Source organism: Streptomyces sp. NPDC086766 (assembly GCF_044746005.1).
Taxonomy (GTDB): domain Bacteria; phylum Actinomycetota; class Actinomycetes; order Streptomycetales; family Streptomycetaceae; genus Streptomyces.
In genome coordinates, this window is sequence record NZ_JBIVBI010000018.1 from 1 (window position 1) to 16,885 (window position 16,885).

Sequence of the window (16,885 nt, forward strand, 5' to 3'; positions counted from 1 at the left end):
ACCAGCCCGTCATCCACGGCGCCCGTCCCACTCACAGCGGCCTTCCCGGCCTCGGCGTCACTCGTCACGTCAGTCATCAACTGTCGCTTCCAGCTGGGGAGTTACACCACTCACCGTACAGACCCGAGCATGGCCGGGGGGGGAACGCCCTCGCCATTCAGGGGGCAGTAGCCAAGGATCTTTTTCCAAGCCTTCATCCGCGCGAAGGCGTGCTCGAAGCGGGCGAGGCTGTGTGTCTGTCACATCGGGCGCAGCGCTTCACCCGTACGAACTCCAGGGCGAGCCTCTCGTGCACCTGCCCCGGCTCGGCCGGGTCGGGGCACCTCGGCGCGGGCCACCACCACCCTGGCGACGACCGCCCGTCCCGCGCGAGTGAGCCACGGCGCCGACGCGGTAGTACTTCGCGCGCGCGGTCCGAGGGGTGGCCCCGAACCGCAGGTCAAGGGCCGGCCCTCGGACCGTGCGGGTCCGAACCCGTCGTGTTGCGGCCAGTAGGTCCGACTCGTGGTCGGCTCCGTTGCGTCAGACCCGCACGAGTCCGTAAGAGACGGAACCGGCCAGGGTGTAGGTCTTGTCGTAGACGCCGATCTGGCGTGCGTGAGCGGGGTTGGACGTGCGGCGGACGATCGTTTGCCAACGCTCGTCGCGCGGCGCTTCTTGGGTGCTGTCCGCGGATGCCGAGCGGCCACCACGCTGCCTTCTGGTCGTTTTGCCCCGCGCCCTATTCGGTACGCAGGGCGGTGGCGGTGCGAGTGCGGGCGGCCCAGCCAGCGGGCAGGAGTGCGCCCAGGACGGCGATGAGAAGGCCACCGAGCCCAAGTAGGACCAGGTCGGGCGTGTGGTAGACGTCGATGATGGAGGCTGGCATGTTGATTCCGGCGCTGTGTCCCATGGCGGGCACGGTCAACGCCTGCAGAGCCACTCCGGTCGGTACGCCGATGGCGCCGCCGATCAGACCGCTTACGACGACTGAGGAGACGACCATGGCAATGGTCTGCCGGGGGGTCATGCCCAGCGCCTTGTGGACGCCGAGGTCGTGGACGCGGTCGCGGGTATCGAGGACGACGGTATTGAGCACGCCCAGGCCGGCGGTGACGGCGAGCATCAGCGTGAGGATTGCGGTCAGTGTGTCGAGGGCGAGGATCACATCGCTCTTACCGGACTCGTCCGCCTGGACGGTGACGCCCAGGGGGCGCAGCGCAGTGTTCAGGGCGTTGCTGTAGCTGACCACGTCCGTGCCGGGCTTCACCGTGATGGAGTAGGTGAGGGGACGCAGGTCCGGCTCCGCGGTGGCGAGGGTCGAGGCGTCGGTGAGGACTTCCATGGCCTGTGTGTGGGGGTCGAAGACCTCGCCGGTGATCCGGACTGCGACCGCCTTGCCGTGATCGTCCAGGGTGACGGTGTCCCCGATGTGGGTATCGGTGGCAGTCAGGAAGGTGGTCGGCACGACGGCCTGGCCCGGTCCGTGGAACCAGCTTCCCGAGCCCATCCGGTAGCCGGCCCCGGAGGCGTCGCCGGTGAACGCGAAGACCGTGCTGGTACCCCTGACCCCCGCGACGGTCACCGCTGTTGTGGCGGTGCCGTAGTACGCCTTTGTCCCGGCTTGAGCGTTGATCGCCGCGGTGACCGTAGCCGAATCGGCCCGGGTCGCTTGCCGGGTGAGGGCGCCGGGACCACCGCGGGCGGGTTCAGGGCCGATGACGACGTCGGCGGTGTCGTGGTTCTTGGCGGCCTGGACCTGGCTCAAGGAACTGCCGATGCCGATGGCGAAGGTGACGGCGGTGGCGCCGAACACGATCGCTGCGACCATCGCGACCGTGCGGGCGGGGCGGGTGAAGGGGTGGGCCAGGCCGAGACTGACCGGCCGCGGAAGCGGGAGCTTGGCGGTCAGACTGGCTGCCCACTGGCCCCGGCCAGGACGAGGGGTGCGTCCGAATGCGAGCGCGTCAACGGTACGCAAGCGTCCGGCCCGCAGGGCCGCCGCCCATGCGGTCACGCCCGTCAGGCCCAGCGTCCCGGCGATCACCGCGACGTCGACCCACGGAGCCACGCCCGAGGCCGTCGTGCCGTAGACCTGGTTGGTCGTGGACAGCACCGGGATGGCGAGGAGGTTGCCCGCGACGACGCCGACTGCGGCGCCCACCGCCGCCGGAACCAGCGCCTGACTCGCGTAAGCCCGCACGACCTGGGCCGGTGTGAAGCCGATGGCCTTGAGGATGCCGATCCGTCGCACGCTCACACCGACTGCTCCGGCGACGACGTTGCCTACGATGAGCACTGCCATGACCACACCCAAGATGCCGAATGCGATGAGGAACGGCACGAACAGCGCGGTGTTACGGCCGGTGCCCTCTTTGACGTTGAGCCAAGACTGCACCCCGGTCAGCGCTCCCGGCGGGACCGCTGCCCTCACCGCAGCGCGGTCGGTGGCGATCTGCTTGGTGGTGCCGGCCGCGGCAAAGCGGTAGAGCATCTGGTAGCTGCCGGGGGCGCCGGGCGCGGTCAACGACGCGATCTGCGAAGGTGTCACCCAGCCGTCGGCGGTGTCGCTGACCGAGTGGGCCACACCGACCACGGTGAGCGTCGGGCTGCCGGGAAGGCCGGGGACCTCGAAGGTGGCGCCCAGGCGAGTTCCCGGGCCCGAGAAAGACAGCACGATCTGACCCGGGCCAGTGACCCACCTCCCCGCCGTCAAGGTGACGTCGTCGACGGGACCGCCGGGATCGGCCCGGCCGACGACCGTCATCGGCAGCAGGTCGACTCCCGCGAGGGCACCGGCGTTGGGCCCTCCGCGCGGGATGATCACCGACGTAGGGAACGGGCCGGACGCCGCAGTAACGCCTGACGCGTGCGCGGAGGTGGACAGCTGCCCGGCCGTGACCTTGCCCGCATCGAACTGCGCGGCCAGATGGGCCCCGTGCTGCCCGGCGAACGCAGTCTCGAAGGGGGCACCGGAGGCAACCAGCAGCGACCCGCCCAGAACGGACGCGGTCACCGCCATCATCGCGGCAAGAGCGGTCACCAGCGTCTGCACCCGGCGGCGGCCGACGCCTGAGCGAACGACCTTCCCCAGGGCGCTCATCGTGCCGTCTCCATCGGGGAGTCGGCGGCGATCCGGCCGTCGACGAGCTGGATCGTGCGCGTCGCGCAGGCTCGCGCCAACGCAACATCATGGGTGACCAGGACAATGGTCTGCCCGTCGGCGTGTAGGTCGTTGAGCAGCTCCCTGACATCCTCACCGGCCTTGGTGTCCAGTGCGCCGGTCGGCTCGTCCGCCAACAGCAGTGCCGGGCGGTTCATCAGTGCCCTGGCGACCGCGACGCGCTGCCGCTCACCGCCGGACAGTCGGCCTGGGTAGGCGCGGGCAAGCCGGTCGATTCCGAGCGCTTGGAGTAGTTCCGCCGCACGTCTGGCCGCTTCACCGCGCGCCATCCCGGTCAGTTGCGCCGGCAGCACGACATTGTCGGCCACCGTGAGGTCGTCCAGAAGGTTGAAGAACTGGAAGACCATGCCGACACTAGTCCGCCGGTAGCGCGCCGAGCCGGTCTCGCCGAGCTCGTCGACCCGCACACCGTCCACGGTGACCGTGCCCGTGGTCGGCTGGTCGAGTCCGGCGATCAGGTTGAGCAAGGTGGATTTGCCGCTGCCGGACGGACCGAGGATGGCCACCGCCTCTCCGGATGCGACGGTCAATGACACCTCTTGCAAGGCGGGGGGCCCCTCGTCATAGCTGCGGCTCACATCGCACAGTTCGATCAACGGCGTGGTCATGGTCGTCTCCCAGGTGGGCCTGTCTGGCTGGTCGACGCTAGGGTGGCGGCCGGGCATGGTGCGTCGGTCTCAGGAGCCATTCCCGGTACCGTGCCGGGGTGAGGCCCCACCGGTGTCATCCCTGCGATCTAGTCCACGGATGTATCGCAGGTGATCATCCAGGTGGGTGCGCGGGGCTCTTCGCAGCGGTGAGAATGAGCAGATGGTGAACCTGTCGAGCGTGGACCGAGTGCGAGAACTGACCGGCCGTACGGTACGCCCGACCGGTCAGCTGCCCCGGCCCGCTCGGCGCAGCCGGGCATTCGACGCAGCGTTGGCTGTGCTCCTCGCCGCCGACGGCATCCGCTATGTCGCGATCATGAATGAGGGGGCTGGGCCTGCCTCCTGGACCGGCCCAGCGCTCCTCGTGCCGCTCGTCTCGGCGCCCTTGGCCCTCCGTCGCCGGTATCCGCTGGCGGTGCTGTGGACCGTGACGGCGGTGAGTCCGTTGATCATGCGCGATTCCGGGGACATCGCCTTCTACGCCGGCATGGTCTGCCTCGTCGCCGCCTACAGCGCCGCAGCCTATTGCCCCCACCGGGTGCCGACGCTGGTGAGCCTGCCGGTGGCAGCCACGGTCCTGGCGGTCCTGTTCACCGACGCGCAACTGCCCGAGTTCCCGAACGGTGTGATCGCGGTCCTGGTCCTTGTCCCGGTCTTGGCCGCAGCGTACGAGTTTCGCATGTGGCGGCGGCGGGTCGATGAGGGGCGCGCACGCCTGTCCGCACTGGAACGCGAGCAGGTCGCGGCGCTGGACCGGGCGGTCGAGCTGGAACGCGCCCGTATCGCCCGCGAGTTGCACGACGTGGTGACGCACAACGTCAGCGTGATGGTCATTCAGGCCAGCGCCGCACGCAAGGTGATGGACGCGGCCCCCGACCAGGCCCGTGAGGCGCTGCTCGCGGTCGAGAGCGGCGGCCGGGCGGCGATGAGCGAGCTGCGCCAGGTCATGGGGCTGCTCACGACGGACGCCACGGGACCCGACGCGGACGCGTCGGCTGATCTCACGCCACAGCCGGGCCTCAACCGGCTGGAGGCCCTGGTCGCGGGGGTGCGGCAGTCCGGGATGGCGGTTGAGCTGACCTTGACGGGACAGCCCCGCCACGTCCCGCCCGGCGTCGAACTCGCCGTCTACCGGGTGGTGCAGGAAGCACTGACGAACACCGTGAAGCACGCGAGCGGCGCCTCTGCGGCAGTCACCGTCCAATATGCCAGCGACCAACTGCGCGTGGAGATCGTCGACACGGGTGGCCGCCCGAGCGCCGCCGCGACCGCTGGCAACGGGCGCGGACTCATCGGCCTGCGCGAGCGCCTTGCCGTCTACGACGGAACCCTGCACACCGGCCCCCGACCCCGCGGTGGCTTCCGCGTCACCGCACTGGTCCCCCTGGAGGCACCGTGACCGAGCCGCTGCGTGTGGTGGTCGCCGACGACCAGACGCTGGTGCGTACCGGCTTCAGGATGATCCTGGCGTCCGAGGGCATCGAAGTGGTTGCCGAAGCGGACAACGGTGTTGAGGCCGTCGACGCGGTCAGGCGCACCTTGCCCGACGTGGTCTTGATGGACATCCGAATGCCGGAAATGGACGGCCTCGAGGCCACCCGGCGCATCCTCAGAGGCACCGAGACGGGCGCGGACGGCCTGCGCGTGATCATCCTGACCACCTTCGACCTCGACCGGTACGTCTACGCCGCGCTGTCCGCCGGAGCCAGCGGCTTCCTCCTCAAGGACGTCAGCCCCGAACACCTCACAGCCGCCGTCCGCATGGTACGTACTGGCGACGCACTGCTGGCCCCTGCGATTACCCGGCGCTTGGTCGAGCGGTTCGCCCGCCGAGACTCCACTGCCTCGACGGTCCACCGAGACCTTGCCGCGCTCACCCCGCGCGAACTGGAAGTGATGCGCCTGCTCGCCCGGGGGCTGAGTAACTCCGAGCTCGCCGACCGCCTCCGTCTCTCCGAGGCAACGGTCAAGACCCACGTCTCCCGCATCCTCGCCAAGCTCGGACTCCGCGATCGCGCTCAAGTTGTCGTCGTCGCCTACGAAACGGGCCTGGTCAGCGTCGGCGGAACCGGGTCCGCTTCGCCGCCGCCCACCGATCGGCAGCAAATGTGACCACCTGCCGCACCGCGTCCGGACGCCCTCAGGGCTGTGTCACATGCCCATACGATCCCCAGCAGGTCTGTTGTTCGTCTCTTCCGCCGCACGAGGTCCGGGCACCGTCATGGAAGGAAGGTTCAGGCGGGCGGCCATGGCGAGGTTTGCCTCACCGTACGGGCGCACCGGCAACCAGAACAGCGGGGTCAGGCCGAGCTGGTCGGCGGGCGTGAGGAAGTCGACCCACTCCGGTCCGCCCAGGATGTCCTGGAGCATCAAGGAGCCTTTTCAGCGTTGCCTCTCCAGGGTGAGGACGGCCTTGGTGATGACGGTCATGCGGTTGGGACTGATGCGGGCTCTGCGGAAGATCTGCCCTGGTTCCGGACAACGGCGCAACCGCGCGGGAAGAGCGGTCAGACCTGTGACGATGCCGAAGCAAAGCCCCTATGCGGACACGGTCTCCTGCCCGGCGGCAGCCAGACAACGCCGCCCCGGAGCGCAGCCGGCAGATCGCACTCAGGGCATCGACACAGCGAGCCAGGCAGGATATGGGCCAGGCCGCACCCTGGGACGGCAACCCCAATCCTCACAGGCAGGATAGACACCTCAGGCGCTCAACGTGTCAAGCCACTGAGCCTTTTCCAACCTGACCGGATGGGTGGGTAGTTGGGCTGAAGGGGCGGTGTCCGGACGTGAAGAAGCTCCTGGTAGACGGGTTCACGACCAAGATCACCGGCCCCACCAGGAGCTTCCGCGTGCTTGTCTACCCGTCCGGCATCGATGTGTCCACCTCGACCCTGCGTTACCTGTCCGCTCGCCTGCGGGCGCGCCGCCAGGAACGCGGAACGCGGTGGCGTCGCGTGAGCGTGGGCCGCCAGGCCCTGCTCGTCCTCGCGCACCTGCGCTCCGGCCATACCTACGCACAGCTCGCCGCCGGGTTCGGCGTCGGCACCACCACCGCCTACCGGTACATCGCCGAGGCCATCGATGTCCTGGCCGCTCTCGCACCTACTCTCGCCGAGGCGATGAAGACCGCCTCCACCAAGGCATTCGTGATCCTGGACGGCACACTGCTGCCGATCGACCGGATCGCCGCCGACCGGCCCTTCTACTCCGGAAAGCACAAGAGGCACGGCATGAACGTGCAGGTGATCACCGATCCTGCGGGACGGCTGCTGTGGGCATCGCCTGCACTGCCCGGAGCGGTCCACGACATCAGGGCTGCGCGAACCCACGGCATCATCGACGTCCTGGCCGAAACCGGCGTGGAGTGCTGGGCCGACAAGGGCTACCGGGGCGCCGGCGGCACCATACGGCAGCCCTACTGGGGCCGCTGGGAGACGCTCTCCGCAGGACAGCAGGCCGTCAACCGCTCGCACGCGAAGATCCGAGCGCTCGTCGAGCAAGCCATGGCCACCCTCAAGACCTGGCGGCTCCTACGCAAGCTCCGCTGCAGCACCACCCGCATCACCAACCTGGTTCAGGCCGTCCTCGTCCTGCACCTGACCTGCGCAAACTGAGGTTGGAAACAGCTCACTGTGGCAAGTTCCGCGGGGAACGCAGTGCGCTCGTCGGACAGCGTGTGGTGTTTGAGGCAGCGATAGAGCTGGCCGATCATGCGGTTGAAGAGGTTCCGCTGGGCAGCCGCGTGCCAGTCCCCGTGCTCGTCGCGGCGCCGACAGTAGTGGGCTTTGGCGCCGGATGAGGCAGTGATCGCGGAGAACGCCCAGAGATATCCGACGTGGTTGAGCGACGACACTCCACCGCGTATCCGTTCGATAGCCGCGTAGCACTCACAGTCGGTTCAACCCCGCTCTTCCCGTGGCGCGTGCGCTCGGAGGCCGATAGAGGTTTCGTCACTTCCGGGTGGGGCGGCGTGGAGGTGTACGGTGCGGTCCCGGAGTCTCTCATTCAACCGGTCGGAATTGCCTGCAACACCAACCCGCAAACGCCCCTCCCGCAAGAGGGGCCACTACGAGGCAAGCGGCGAAAATCCCTGGGACGACGATCTCTTCCCAGTGGGGCGAGTGAACACTCGGGTCACCGAAGACCGCGAAGGCGAGAATCCAGAGCCACGGCCCCAGCGCGGCGCACACTCCCAGCACTTCGCAGGCGCGTGCACGCCCGAGACGAATCCCCAACAAGAGGGACGGGACAGAGCCGAAAGCCAGCATACTCAGCACGACGCTCATGCCCGACAGGTCTGTCACGTCCAGCGCGCGAGGGATCCACGGGCTGACAACGACCAGCACCGCCCACCACAAGGACGCCACGAAGAGCCCGCTCACGGGGAGCCTCCCCTTCGGTCTGCCTACCTGACGCACCGTCTTGTCGCCCATCCTCGCCCTCCCGCCCCCACCAGGATGCCCCCATCATTCTTGAACGCGTTCAACTATCAGGTGTCGTCCACTTGACCTCCGGGCAGCAGGCAACTCGCCAGCCCACCTGCGAGCGCGCCCGCCTTCGGAGCGAGATGGGCATCCGCTGGGGTGGGCGCCCCTCCCTTCCGCACGACAGCAGGTCCTCAGGTCGAGGACTGTATGACGACCTGCTCGCCCTCTCCGTGCGGTTCCTCGAATTTGGCCAGGTAGCGGTCGAGCAACGCCTCATCCACGGTGACGGAGTTGGCACCTTCCTCGCCGTTCCGCACCTCAAGGCGACGCTCCAGCGTCTTCCGGTCGGTCTTGAGGTGGACCAATTCCCAGCGACAGCCGTGCTTCTCAATCAGCGCCTTGTAATCTTCGCGGGCAGCGCGACTCCAGAAGCTGTAGTCCACCACCACATCGCGCCCGGCCAGCATCAGGTCCACCAGTTCCTGCCGCTGCTCGCGGCGGACCTCTTCCTTGAGCTGGTCAAACGCCTCCGCCTCCAGCACCAGGCCAGCGTCGCGCTGCCCAAGTCGTTGCCAGACCACCTCGTCAATCGAGAGCCGAAGGTAGCCGCGTCGCACCAGCTCCATCGCGTACGTGGTCTTGCCCGCCCCCGGAAGACCGCACATCAGCACCACCGTACTCAATTGCTGCGTCACGAAGCCAGGTTAGGGCCTGTCCGACGGATCTTGCCGGACGGCCGTACCCAAGGCGGATGAGGTGGTACTCGACGGGTTCCCGCTCATTAATCACTAGACCGTCCCTCCGACCTGCGAGAAACTCCCCTCGATGACGTAACGAACTGATACGCCTCCCACCTGGGACGAGCGCGCGCAGCTGATCACCTTCCTGGACTACGCCCGTGACACGGCGCGAGCCAAGTGCGAGGGCGTGCCCGCGGAAGACACCCGCAGAGCTCCGCTTCCGAACTCACCGCTGATGACCCTGTGCGGGCTGATCAGCCATCTGCGGTGGGTCGAGTACCACTGGGTCCAAGTGATGTTCCTGGGGGAGGAACCCGCGGGGCCACTCACGCAGGCGAGCGACGACGACCCCGACCCCGAGATGCGGACAGCGGTCGACACCCCGTTGCCCCAGCTTCTCGCCGAATATGAGAAGCAGAGCGACCGCTACCGTCGCCTGCTGTCCGACCACCACTTGAGCTCAAGGGCCAAGCGCCCCATCAGCGATGGCCGCCACGTGGACCTCCGCTGGGTGATCCTCCACCTCATCGAAGAGATCTCCCGACACAACGGGCATCTCGACATCGTGCGAGAGCTCGTCGACGGACGGACCGGCGTCTAAGAGGTCCTAACAGAAGTTGTTGATCATGTGACTGTCGGCTTGTTCGTTCGTTGTCTTTGTCGTGGGGAAGAGAGTGCCGCGGCCGTGGATCGTGTCGGATGAACTGTGGTCGCTGATCGAGCCGTTGCTGCCAGTGCCGGGGCCGAAGCTGGTGGCGGGGCGGCCGCGGGTGCCGGACCGGCAGGCCCTGTGCGGGATCCTGTTCGTGTTGCACACCGGCATCCAGTGGGAGTACCTGCCCAAGGAGCTGGGGTTCGGCTCGGGCATGACCTGCTGGCGGCGCCTGGCCGCCTGGAACGAGGCCGGCGTGTGGGACGCACTGCACCTCGTGCTGCTGAAGAAGCTGCGCTCGGCGAAGAAGCTGGACTGGTCGCGGGCGGTGATCGACTCCTCCCACGTCCGGGCGGCCCGCAGGGGCCCAAAAGCGGTCCGAGCCCGGTTGACCGCGCACATCCGGGCAGCAAGCACCACGTCCTCACCGATGGCCAGGGCATCCCGCTCGCGGTGTCGCTGACCGGCGGAAACCGCAACGATGTCACCCAGCTGATCCCGCTGGTGGACAAGGTCCCCGCAGTGTCCGGTCTTGTCGGGCGGCCCCGCAAGCGCCCGGACATGGTCTTCCCGGACCGTGGCTACGACCACGACAAGTACCGGCGGCTGTTGTGGCAGCGAGGCATCCGGCCCGTGATCGCCGAGCGCGGGCAGCCCCACGGCTCGGGTCTGGGCGACTTCCGCTGGGTTGTCGAACGCACCATCTCCTGGCTGCACGGCTTCCGCCGCTTGCGCATCCGCTGGGAAAGACGCGACGACATCCACGAGGCCTTCCTCGGCCTCACCACCTGCCTCATCACACACCGACACGTCCAACAGCTTTGTTAGGACCTCTAAGGCGTGCCGTTGCCCTCTCGATTACCACCCGCGAGCTGGCCCACCGTCATTACGATGATGCCGACCAACAGAATCACGCTGCCGGTCAAGGTGCCCCACAGCCGGGTATCCGAGTCGCTGATCACCAGCCCGAAGACCGCCTGCCAGCACAGCGCGAAGGCCACCACCAGCTGGCCCCAGCCATAGAGGTGAGGGCCGCGAACGTGGCGACGGTTCATGGGGAGCACCCAGCCACGGGCAACCGCCGCCACGCCGGAGGCGGCGATGAGCAACGCCAGCAGAACAAGAGGTATGGCGAGGTAAAGCTTCATGATCCCTCCCCTGCGCGCCAGGCCCACGCCGGACGCCAGCGTGATCATGCTACCCGCCGCGCCGCCCGTCCATGGTTTTCCCCGCGTGCCTCATGATCGACCGGACAAGTCCCCGTACGCTGTGTCGGATTTGTCAAGAGCGCCCCTCTTCACTGACACCAGTACCTGACACCAACAGGGCCGGACAGCGACGGACACCGCCGAACGACGACGGACAGCCAGTCGAGGCGCGAGACGAGTTGACCGACGTTCCAAGGGCCCCGTGATCGACCTGATAAAGATGAGGCCACACCTCAAAAGTCTGCGTTCGGGGCGGAGCACCGTCAGCAAGTAATAAACGACGAGCCACACCATGCCGGCCACGCTAGGGTCCCGGCCATGCCCTTCGTTGCGCCCGATCCCGACCCCTTTCAGGAAGTCATGACGCGAGAGTCCCTCGTTTGCCATGATCTACGACCATTGCGAGGACTTTCAGCGGCGAGGCGAGGAGTGGGAGAACGACACCGTAGAGGACTACCTCGGTGCGCTCGCCTCGTGGATCACGGACTCGCCCGGCTCGTACCGTCACCTCGGCGAAGAGATGCCGCCGAACGGCGACTGGACGTTCTTTGCGCGGGCCCTCAGCGCGGCCGTCATCTACGAGTAGCCGAAGCCACGCTCCTGCCGTACCCACCCGCACCGTAGCGTGACGTCATGGAGAACCCCGAATCAAGGTGTTTGGCTCAGCCACCGAGATGACCATTGCGGCCAACGCAGCCGGACTGCGGGAGCTTGCAGAGCGGCTCATTGGTCTCGCTGATCCTGAGCTCCGCGATGGCTACCACGAACATCTTGAGGGTGGCATCAATCTTGAGAGCGGGTCGATCAGCCTGATCTTGGAGCGGGACGACAAGGTGTAGAAGTCCCGTACAGCAGCGGAGTACAGCAACCACGACACCCGGTCCCGTCCCGTAGCGTCCTTCTGGAACCAGAGCACGGCTTGTTTGACCGTCACTGAACCTCTTTCATCTTGAATAGTCGCAGGTCAGCAGTGTGTGGACGGCCTGGATGATGGTGCCGATGCGGCGGGTGGAGATGGGCCTTCCCCCGTGAAGGTGGACACGCGTTCGTGTGTCATGCGGCCAGCGTGAGCTTAGCCGTGTGGTGCCGGCGTTCGTAGTCGTCGGGGCTGAGGTGGCCATTGGCGGACTGCCGGCGGCGGGTGTTGTAGCGGGTCAGCCAGCGGAAGACGGTCATCCTGCAGGCGGCGGCGTCACCGTAGTCGCGGGCGCCCTGGAGGGGCTCGCGTTTCAGGGACGCGTGGAAGCTCTCGCAGGCCGCGTTGTCCGCGCTGCTGCCGACTGCGCCCATCGACCGGGTGACCCCCAGCTGGTCGCAGAGGTCGGCGAACTGCCGGGAGGCGTATTGCGACCCGTGGTCGGAGTGGAAGACGGCCCCGTCGAGGCCGCCGCGGGTACCAGCCGCCATCCGCAGGGCGTCGGCGACCAGGTCGGTGCGCATGTGTGCGGCGATCGACCAGCCCACGACCTTGCGGCTGAAGCAGTCCAGCACGGTCGCCAGGTAGAGGAACTCTCCGTTCGCCAGAGGGAGATAGGTGATGTCGCCCATGTACTTCAGCCCGGGTTCGGGTGCGGTGAAGTCCCTGCGGAACAGGTCCGGAACCTGCGAGGCGGCCGGTTCGGGGACGGTGGTGCGGACCCGTCTGGGCAGGCGGATCCCCGTGATCGCATACCTTCGCATCACCCGCGCGACCCGCTTCTCGTTGACCCGCAGGCCCCTCTCCCGCAGCTCGGCGGTCACCCGCGGCGAGCCGTAGGTGCCCCCGGAGTGCCGGTGGATGACACGGATCTTCTCCCCCAGCAGCCGGTCGTCCTCCTCGCGGGCGGTGCGGGCCTCGGCCCCGGTCCGCCACTTGTAGTAGCTGGACCGGTTCAGGCCCATCACCTGGCACAGCCGCTTCACCTCGAAGGCGTCCCGGTGGTCCTCGACGAACTGGAAGCGACTCACCAACTCGTCTCACCGGCGAAATACTTGGCGGCCTTGCGCAGGATGTCCTGCTCACTGGCCAGCTTGCGTTCGCTCGCCTCCAACTCGCGCACCCTGGCTTCCAGCTGCCGGATCCGCTCGTCCGGGTCAGCGGCCGGGGCCGTCCGCCCGGCCCGGGCCGGTGCCCTTCCGCCCGCCGGCGGGGCGGCCGGGTCGACACCACGGCGTTCACGGTCCCGCAGCACCCACAGACGCAAAGTGGCCCTGTTGATGCCCAGGTCGGCGGCGATGCTCTTGTACGTCGCCCCGGGCGTGGACTCGTACAAGGCCACGGCATCGGCCCGGAACTCGTCCGAGTAGTCCTTCATCGCCATCGGCGGTCTTTCTCGCTTCCTCCGGATCAAGCAGATCCAGTATCAGCGTGTCCACCACTCAGGGGGAGGCCCCGGCCGCCGAGAGGCGGGCAGGCAGCCCCTCGACATTCCCGTGTGCCGCGGGTAGCAGCCACTGGACCTGGGCTGCATCCCGCGCGTGTAGCGGGCCGTCCGGTGCCAAGGGTGCGAGGGCAGCGTGAGGTGGGTGGACCGCATTGCTACGAGACGCCGTCCGTCAAAGACCGTGTTCGTCCCTCAGGCGCATCAGGTTCCGCTTGCGCTTTTGGGCGGTGCGCAGGGCGGAGACGTGCACGGCGAACTCGTCCTGTGTGCCCAGGCGGCTGTGGCAGTCGCGGATGCTCAACTGCAGGGCGACGAGCTGCTCGTAGACCCCGTTGCCGGTCTGCTTGGTCAACGGCTCGGCCAGACGCAGGTAGACGCCGAGCGCGTCTGCAGGACGGTCGGCGCGCGCCTGGTCGGCGAGGGTGAGCCACTGCCTGTCATCGGCGCCGGTGCGGGTAGCGGCCTGCCAGGCGGCGTCGACGTCCTTGTCGTCGAGCAATGCGTCGACCAGGACCGGGCCGCCGTACCAGCTCTGTTGCCGCTGCTCCGCGTCGGCCTGCAGTAGGGAAAGGGCTCCCCTGCGTTCGGCCAGCCAGCAGTCCGCGGCCCGCGCGGGAGCGCGCAACTGCTGGTACGCGGCCAGGGTGCGGGAGGCGCGGAAGTACTCGCGGCGCACATCGACGGTATCCGGCAGTCGGCCCGCCTGGGCGTAGCGGTCGCAGAGGTAGTCGATAAGAGCGGCGTCGACGCCGGCGAGATCCCGGGCTTCCCGGACGCCACGTTCGGCCCAACCCAGAGCCTCGTCGGAACGCCGGGCGGTGTCCAGTTCGCGGGCGATGACGAGATGCGTGCGGCCGTCCGGTGAGAGATCGGCCGCGTGCACGGCGATCAGCGCTTCGATATCGCCGCCCGCCTTGGCCAGACGCTCCATCAGTTGCTTCTCCGCCCAGCCGCGACGGTTGCCCCGCCACGCCTCGACCGCCGACTTCCGCAGCACGGCCACCCCCTCTTCGCCGAGGACATCCTCGTAATCGAGCGGATCGATGTCGGTCAGGCCGTCGTCGATGTCGCCTAGCGCATGGTCGACCAGCCAGCGTGCGAGCTCCGCGGGGTCGGGGCGTGCCGCGTGGCACGCGGCGAGGTGGGCGTCGGCGAGGTCTGCTCCGATCTGCCCGAGCCTGCCGTCCGAGTCGTCGACGCTCTCCACCGCCGCGGCCAGCTGGCGCATCATCTCCCGCGCCAGGGTGATCGCGTCGGCGGCCCGGCCGGAGCCGGTAAGCGCCCTAATCGCGGACACCGCCGTCGCTGCCTGGTCGGCGTAGGCGCGGGCATCGGCGTACTCGACGTACCCGTACTGCGCGAAGGGGCCGATGTCGAGCAGGTCGCGGACACGGGCCCGGACTGCGGCGAGGTCACCGCGGGCGCTCGCGGCCCGCACTTCCAGGCGCCGCCGCAGCTGCCGGTCCTCGGCCACCTGCTCCCGCAGCAGAGCGAGCAACTCGTCCTTGGATTGGCTGGACAGCCATCCGTCGAGATCCTGCGCCCGTTCCCGCGCTGCCTCCCGTTGTCGCGGCAGGCTGTCCCGCTGGGCGAGCACCCATAGGCTGAGGGCGACCAGGTGCTTGCAGAAGTTTCCCTCCCAGGCCGTAGGGGCAGTCGCATGTGCCGGCCAGGCCGCCCGGCCCGTCCAGGGTCAGCTGGACCTCGTACCCCTCCGTGCCGTGAACGGTCGCGGTGACCCAACCATCACCGACCTCGACCCCGAACACCGCATCCGCATACCCGAGGGCGCGCTCGAAGGAACGGGCACCGGCCAGCGCCCTGAGATTCGCCTCGGTGAGACTGCCCATGATCTCCGCCTGCTCCGGGGTGCGCACTGACCAGTCCGCCAGCCTAGATGATCGATTCCAAGGGGTTCAGTGGTCGTAGGCGGTCAATGCCCGCATGACCGGCTGTCCGGTGCGGTCGTTGTGCCACATGGCGGCAGTCAGTGCGAGGATGCGCTGCAGAACACGGACCATCACCCCGCCGGGGGTGCGGCCCCGGTGGCGTTCGAGGTCGAGCTGGCCCTTGAAGGTCTCGTTGATCGACTCGATGACCTGCCGCAGCGGCTTGAACAGTTGCGCACCGGCCCGCTCGGCCTCACCCTTGCGGGCCGGCCGCAGCAGCTGGATGTGCAAGTCTCTCGCGAGGTGGCCCTCGAAGTCCCGTCCGAAGTAGTTTTTGTCGCCGATCAACGTCTGACCGGGCCGATCTGCGAGCAGCTCGGGCTCGACCTCGAACATGGCCAGCAGCGTCTCGCGCTCGTCGGCCTTGGCCCCGGTCAGCGCGAACGCGACCGGCAGGCCGTGCAGAGTGCACACCAGGTGCAGCCGCAGCCCCCAAAAGAAGCGTGAGTGGCTGGCGCAGTAGCCGTATTCGGCCCAACCGGCCAAGTCGGAGCGTTTGACGGTCTCGCGGGAGCGCCCGCATTCCACCGGGGTGGAGTCGACCACCCAGACGTCGTCGTTCCATAGCGTGGTGTCGACCGCCAGCAGGCGTGTGACCTGCTGAATCAGCCCGGCGGCCTTGCGCAGCCGCTTGTTGTAGCCGGGCTGTTTCGGCAGGTACGGGAACAGATGCCGCAGGTTGCTGCGCGCGTAGCGGATCCAGCGGGCCTCGGAGGTGAAGCCGAGCAGTGCCGGCATGACCGAGAGCGTGACCAGTTCTGCGTCGCTCAGCCGCGGCCCTATGCCGACGTCGGGTCGGTACGGGGCCAGATGCGGCGATGTCTTTAGCACGTCGTCAGTCTTCACATAGAGTGCGGTCGCGAGGGTATCCAGATTGTTCGTCACACAATGATCATGGATGCCCTCGCCTTATCAACGCGTGGAACACCTCCCGAGCGCGGGACAACTCTGGCCCGGCAGTGGGGTGTTAGCTCGCCGCGCCTCGGATGGGCAGCGCGACGGCGTTGAGGCACCATGTTCGCTACCGAGGGGGTCACTGACGATGGCTACGTATGTGTTGATTCCCGGTGCCGCGTCCGGCCCGTGGTACTGGCACCTACTGGAGGCCGAGCTGCGTGGGCGGGGCCATGACGTGGTGACGGTGGACCTGCCCTGCGACGAGGACTCGGCCGGGCTGGCCGAGTACGCCGACACCGTGGTCGACGCCATCGGTGATCGCACCGGCCTGATCTTGGTGGCCCATTCCTTCGGCGGGTTCACCGCGCCGTTGGTGTGCGACCGCGTGCCGGTGGACCTGCTGGTGATGCTGCAGGCGCAGATCCCAGCAACGGGCGAGAGCCCGGGCCAGTGGTGGGCCAACACCGGCTACGAGCAGGCCAGGCGCGAACAAGACGAGCGCGACGGCAGGGATCCCGACGACGACACTGCCCTGTTCCACCACGACACCCCGCCGGCACTGGCCGCCAAGGCCAAGAAGCACACGCGCACGCAATCGGCCACACCGTTCATGAAGCCATGGCAACTGGCCGCGTGGCCGGATGTGCCCACGAAGTTCCTCCTGTCCAGGGACGACCGTTTCTTCCCCGCCGAGTACATGCGCCGGATCGTGCGGGAACGCCTGGGCATTACACCCGACGAGATGCCCGGTGACCACTGCCCCATGCTCGGTCACCCCATGGAACTGGCCGACCACCTGGAGGCATACCGCCCCGGGGCGTAACAGTTACACAGCT

Annotated in this window: 16 protein-coding genes and 3 pseudogenes; 9 read left to right on the plus strand and 10 right to left on the minus strand. The window is 68.0% G+C overall.

All coding sequences use genetic code 11. From position 1 onward, the window contains the following. Window positions 1-721: 721 nt before the first annotated feature. The gene (locus ACIPM1_RS27575; protein ID WP_402439102.1) at window positions 722-2,746 is read right to left on the minus strand and encodes an FtsX-like permease family protein; all 2,025 of its coding nucleotides are present in this window, start codon (window positions 2,744-2,746) and stop codon (window positions 722-724) included. Window positions 2,747-2,848: 102 nt separating this feature from the next. Between ACIPM1_RS27575 and ACIPM1_RS27580 the strand changes: the two genes are divergently transcribed. After that, entirely contained in the window at window positions 2,849-3,055 is a 207-nt protein-coding gene (locus tag ACIPM1_RS27580) for a hypothetical protein (RefSeq protein WP_402439104.1), read from the plus strand. Between the two features lie 23 nt (window positions 3,056-3,078). Here ACIPM1_RS27580 and ACIPM1_RS27585 read toward each other — a convergent pair whose 3' ends face one another. Further along, window positions 3,079-3,771, minus strand: a complete 693-nt coding sequence (locus ACIPM1_RS27585; RefSeq protein ID WP_402439106.1) for an ABC transporter ATP-binding protein — start codon at window positions 3,769-3,771, stop codon at window positions 3,079-3,081. A 202-nt stretch (window positions 3,772-3,973) separates the two neighbouring features. Here ACIPM1_RS27585 and ACIPM1_RS27590 point away from each other — a divergent pair, with 202 nt between their 5' ends. Next, complete coding sequence (locus ACIPM1_RS27590; RefSeq protein ID WP_402439108.1) at window positions 3,974-5,212, plus strand: sensor histidine kinase; 1,239 nt, start codon at window positions 3,974-3,976, stop codon at window positions 5,210-5,212. After that, window positions 5,209-5,925 carry a response regulator gene (locus tag ACIPM1_RS27595; RefSeq protein ID WP_402439110.1) on the plus strand — a complete coding sequence of 239 codons (717 nt, stop codon included), beginning with the start codon at window positions 5,209-5,211 and terminating at the stop codon, window positions 5,923-5,925. The genes ACIPM1_RS27590 and ACIPM1_RS27595 overlap by 4 nt, the downstream gene beginning before the upstream one ends. Window positions 5,926-5,964: 39 nt before the next feature. Here ACIPM1_RS27595 and ACIPM1_RS27600 read toward each other — a convergent pair whose 3' ends face one another. Together ACIPM1_RS27600 and ACIPM1_RS27605 are read right to left on the minus strand one after the other, a co-directional pair. After that, complete coding sequence (locus tag ACIPM1_RS27600) at window positions 5,965-6,183, minus strand: hypothetical protein (protein ID WP_402439112.1); 219 nt, start codon at window positions 6,181-6,183, stop codon at window positions 5,965-5,967. A 12-nt stretch (window positions 6,184-6,195) separates the two neighbouring features. Further along, window positions 6,196-6,279: pseudogene (locus ACIPM1_RS27605) on the minus strand (IS5/IS1182 family transposase); the annotation flags it as partial. 383 nt (window positions 6,280-6,662) lie between these two features. Here ACIPM1_RS27605 and ACIPM1_RS27610 point away from each other — a divergent pair. Next, the gene (locus ACIPM1_RS27610) at window positions 6,663-7,427 is read left to right on the plus strand and encodes an IS5 family transposase (RefSeq protein WP_402439286.1); all 765 of its coding nucleotides are present in this window, start codon (window positions 6,663-6,665) and stop codon (window positions 7,425-7,427) included. Here the strand turns inward: ACIPM1_RS27610 and ACIPM1_RS27615 are convergent. Both ACIPM1_RS27615 and ACIPM1_RS27620 read right to left on the minus strand, forming a co-directional pair. Then, window positions 7,388-7,657, minus strand: a pseudogene (locus ACIPM1_RS27615) (hypothetical protein); the annotation flags it as partial. The gene ACIPM1_RS27610 and the pseudogene ACIPM1_RS27615 sit on opposite strands and share 40 nt — an antisense overlap. A gap of 774 nt (window positions 7,658-8,431) precedes the next feature. Beyond that, complete coding sequence (locus ACIPM1_RS27620; protein ID WP_402439114.1) at window positions 8,432-8,935, minus strand: AAA family ATPase; 504 nt, start codon at window positions 8,933-8,935, stop codon at window positions 8,432-8,434. A 178-nt stretch (window positions 8,936-9,113) separates the two neighbouring features. Between ACIPM1_RS27620 and ACIPM1_RS27625 the strand changes: the two genes are divergently transcribed. Together ACIPM1_RS27625 and ACIPM1_RS27630 are read left to right on the plus strand one after the other, a co-directional pair. After that, complete coding sequence (locus tag ACIPM1_RS27625; protein WP_402439287.1) at window positions 9,114-9,581, plus strand: DinB family protein; 468 nt, start codon at window positions 9,114-9,116, stop codon at window positions 9,579-9,581. A gap of 73 nt (window positions 9,582-9,654) precedes the next feature. Next, window positions 9,655-10,460, plus strand: a protein-coding gene (locus tag ACIPM1_RS27630; protein ID WP_402439289.1) for an IS5 family transposase whose coding sequence is annotated in 2 segments (ribosomal slippage) — window positions 9,655-9,994 and window positions 9,994-10,460 — 807 coding nt in all. Because the reading frame shifts where the segments join, the coding sequence is not laid out codon by codon here. 5 nt (window positions 10,461-10,465) lie between these two features. Here ACIPM1_RS27630 and ACIPM1_RS27635 read toward each other — a convergent pair. Then, window positions 10,466-10,780 carry a hypothetical protein gene (locus tag ACIPM1_RS27635; RefSeq protein ID WP_402439116.1) on the minus strand — a complete coding sequence of 105 codons (315 nt, stop codon included), beginning with the start codon at window positions 10,778-10,780 and terminating at the stop codon, window positions 10,466-10,468. Window positions 10,781-11,225: 445 nt separating this feature from the next. On the opposite strand from ACIPM1_RS27635, the gene ACIPM1_RS27640 reads away from it, so the two are divergent. Both ACIPM1_RS27640 and ACIPM1_RS27645 read left to right on the plus strand, forming a co-directional pair. Then, a complete protein-coding gene (locus ACIPM1_RS27640; RefSeq protein WP_402439118.1) occupies window positions 11,226-11,426 on the plus strand; it encodes a hypothetical protein in 201 nt (66 codons plus the stop codon). Between the two features lie 88 nt (window positions 11,427-11,514). Further along, window positions 11,515-11,679, plus strand: a complete 165-nt coding sequence (locus ACIPM1_RS27645) for a hypothetical protein (RefSeq protein ID WP_402439120.1) — start codon at window positions 11,515-11,517, stop codon at window positions 11,677-11,679. Between the two features lie 214 nt (window positions 11,680-11,893). Here ACIPM1_RS27645 and ACIPM1_RS27650 read toward each other — a convergent pair. From ACIPM1_RS27650 to ACIPM1_RS27660, 3 genes and pseudogenes are all read right to left on the minus strand, one after another. Beyond that, a protein-coding gene (locus tag ACIPM1_RS27650) for an IS3 family transposase (RefSeq protein WP_402439122.1) occupies window positions 11,894-13,140 on the minus strand; the annotation gives its coding sequence in 2 pieces (ribosomal slippage) (window positions 11,894-12,798 and window positions 12,798-13,140; 1,248 coding nt in all). 235 nt (window positions 13,141-13,375) lie between these two features. Continuing rightward, window positions 13,376-15,053: pseudogene (locus tag ACIPM1_RS27655) on the minus strand (SWIM zinc finger domain-containing protein). A 66-nt stretch (window positions 15,054-15,119) separates the two neighbouring features. Further along, window positions 15,120-16,037 (minus strand): IS982 family transposase, encoded by a 918-nt coding sequence (locus tag ACIPM1_RS27660; RefSeq protein ID WP_402439123.1) that lies wholly within the window; start codon window positions 16,035-16,037, stop codon window positions 15,120-15,122. Window positions 16,038-16,194: 157 nt separating this feature from the next. On the opposite strand from ACIPM1_RS27660, the gene ACIPM1_RS27665 reads away from it, so the two are divergent. After that, a complete protein-coding gene (locus tag ACIPM1_RS27665) occupies window positions 16,195-16,872 on the plus strand; it encodes an alpha/beta hydrolase (RefSeq protein ID WP_402439125.1) in 678 nt (225 codons plus the stop codon). The last annotated feature ends 13 nt before the right edge of the window (window positions 16,873-16,885 follow it).

Bases quoted from the DNA above. Each gene is read 5' to 3' on its own strand.
- ACIPM1_RS27575 (WP_402439102.1), bottom strand. From the start codon at position 2,746: ATGACGGTCGTCGGCCGGGCCGATCCCGGCGGTCCCGTCGACGACGTC.
- ACIPM1_RS27585 (WP_402439106.1), bottom strand. From the start codon at position 3,771: ATGACCACGCCGTTGATCGAACTGTGCGATGTGAGCCGCAGCTATGAC.
- ACIPM1_RS27590 (WP_402439108.1), top strand. From the start codon at position 3,974: ATGGTGAACCTGTCGAGCGTGGACCGAGTGCGAGAACTGACCGGCCGT.
- ACIPM1_RS27600 (WP_402439112.1), bottom strand. From the start codon at position 6,183: ATGCTCCAGGACATCCTGGGCGGACCGGAGTGGGTCGACTTCCTCACG.
- ACIPM1_RS27635 (WP_402439116.1), bottom strand. From the start codon at position 10,780: ATGAAGCTTTACCTCGCCATACCTCTTGTTCTGCTGGCGTTGCTCATC.
- ACIPM1_RS27640 (WP_402439118.1), top strand. From the start codon at position 11,226: ATGATCTACGACCATTGCGAGGACTTTCAGCGGCGAGGCGAGGAGTGG.
- ACIPM1_RS27645 (WP_402439120.1), top strand. From the start codon at position 11,515: ATGACCATTGCGGCCAACGCAGCCGGACTGCGGGAGCTTGCAGAGCGG.
- ACIPM1_RS27665 (WP_402439125.1), top strand. From the start codon at position 16,195: ATGGCTACGTATGTGTTGATTCCCGGTGCCGCGTCCGGCCCGTGGTAC.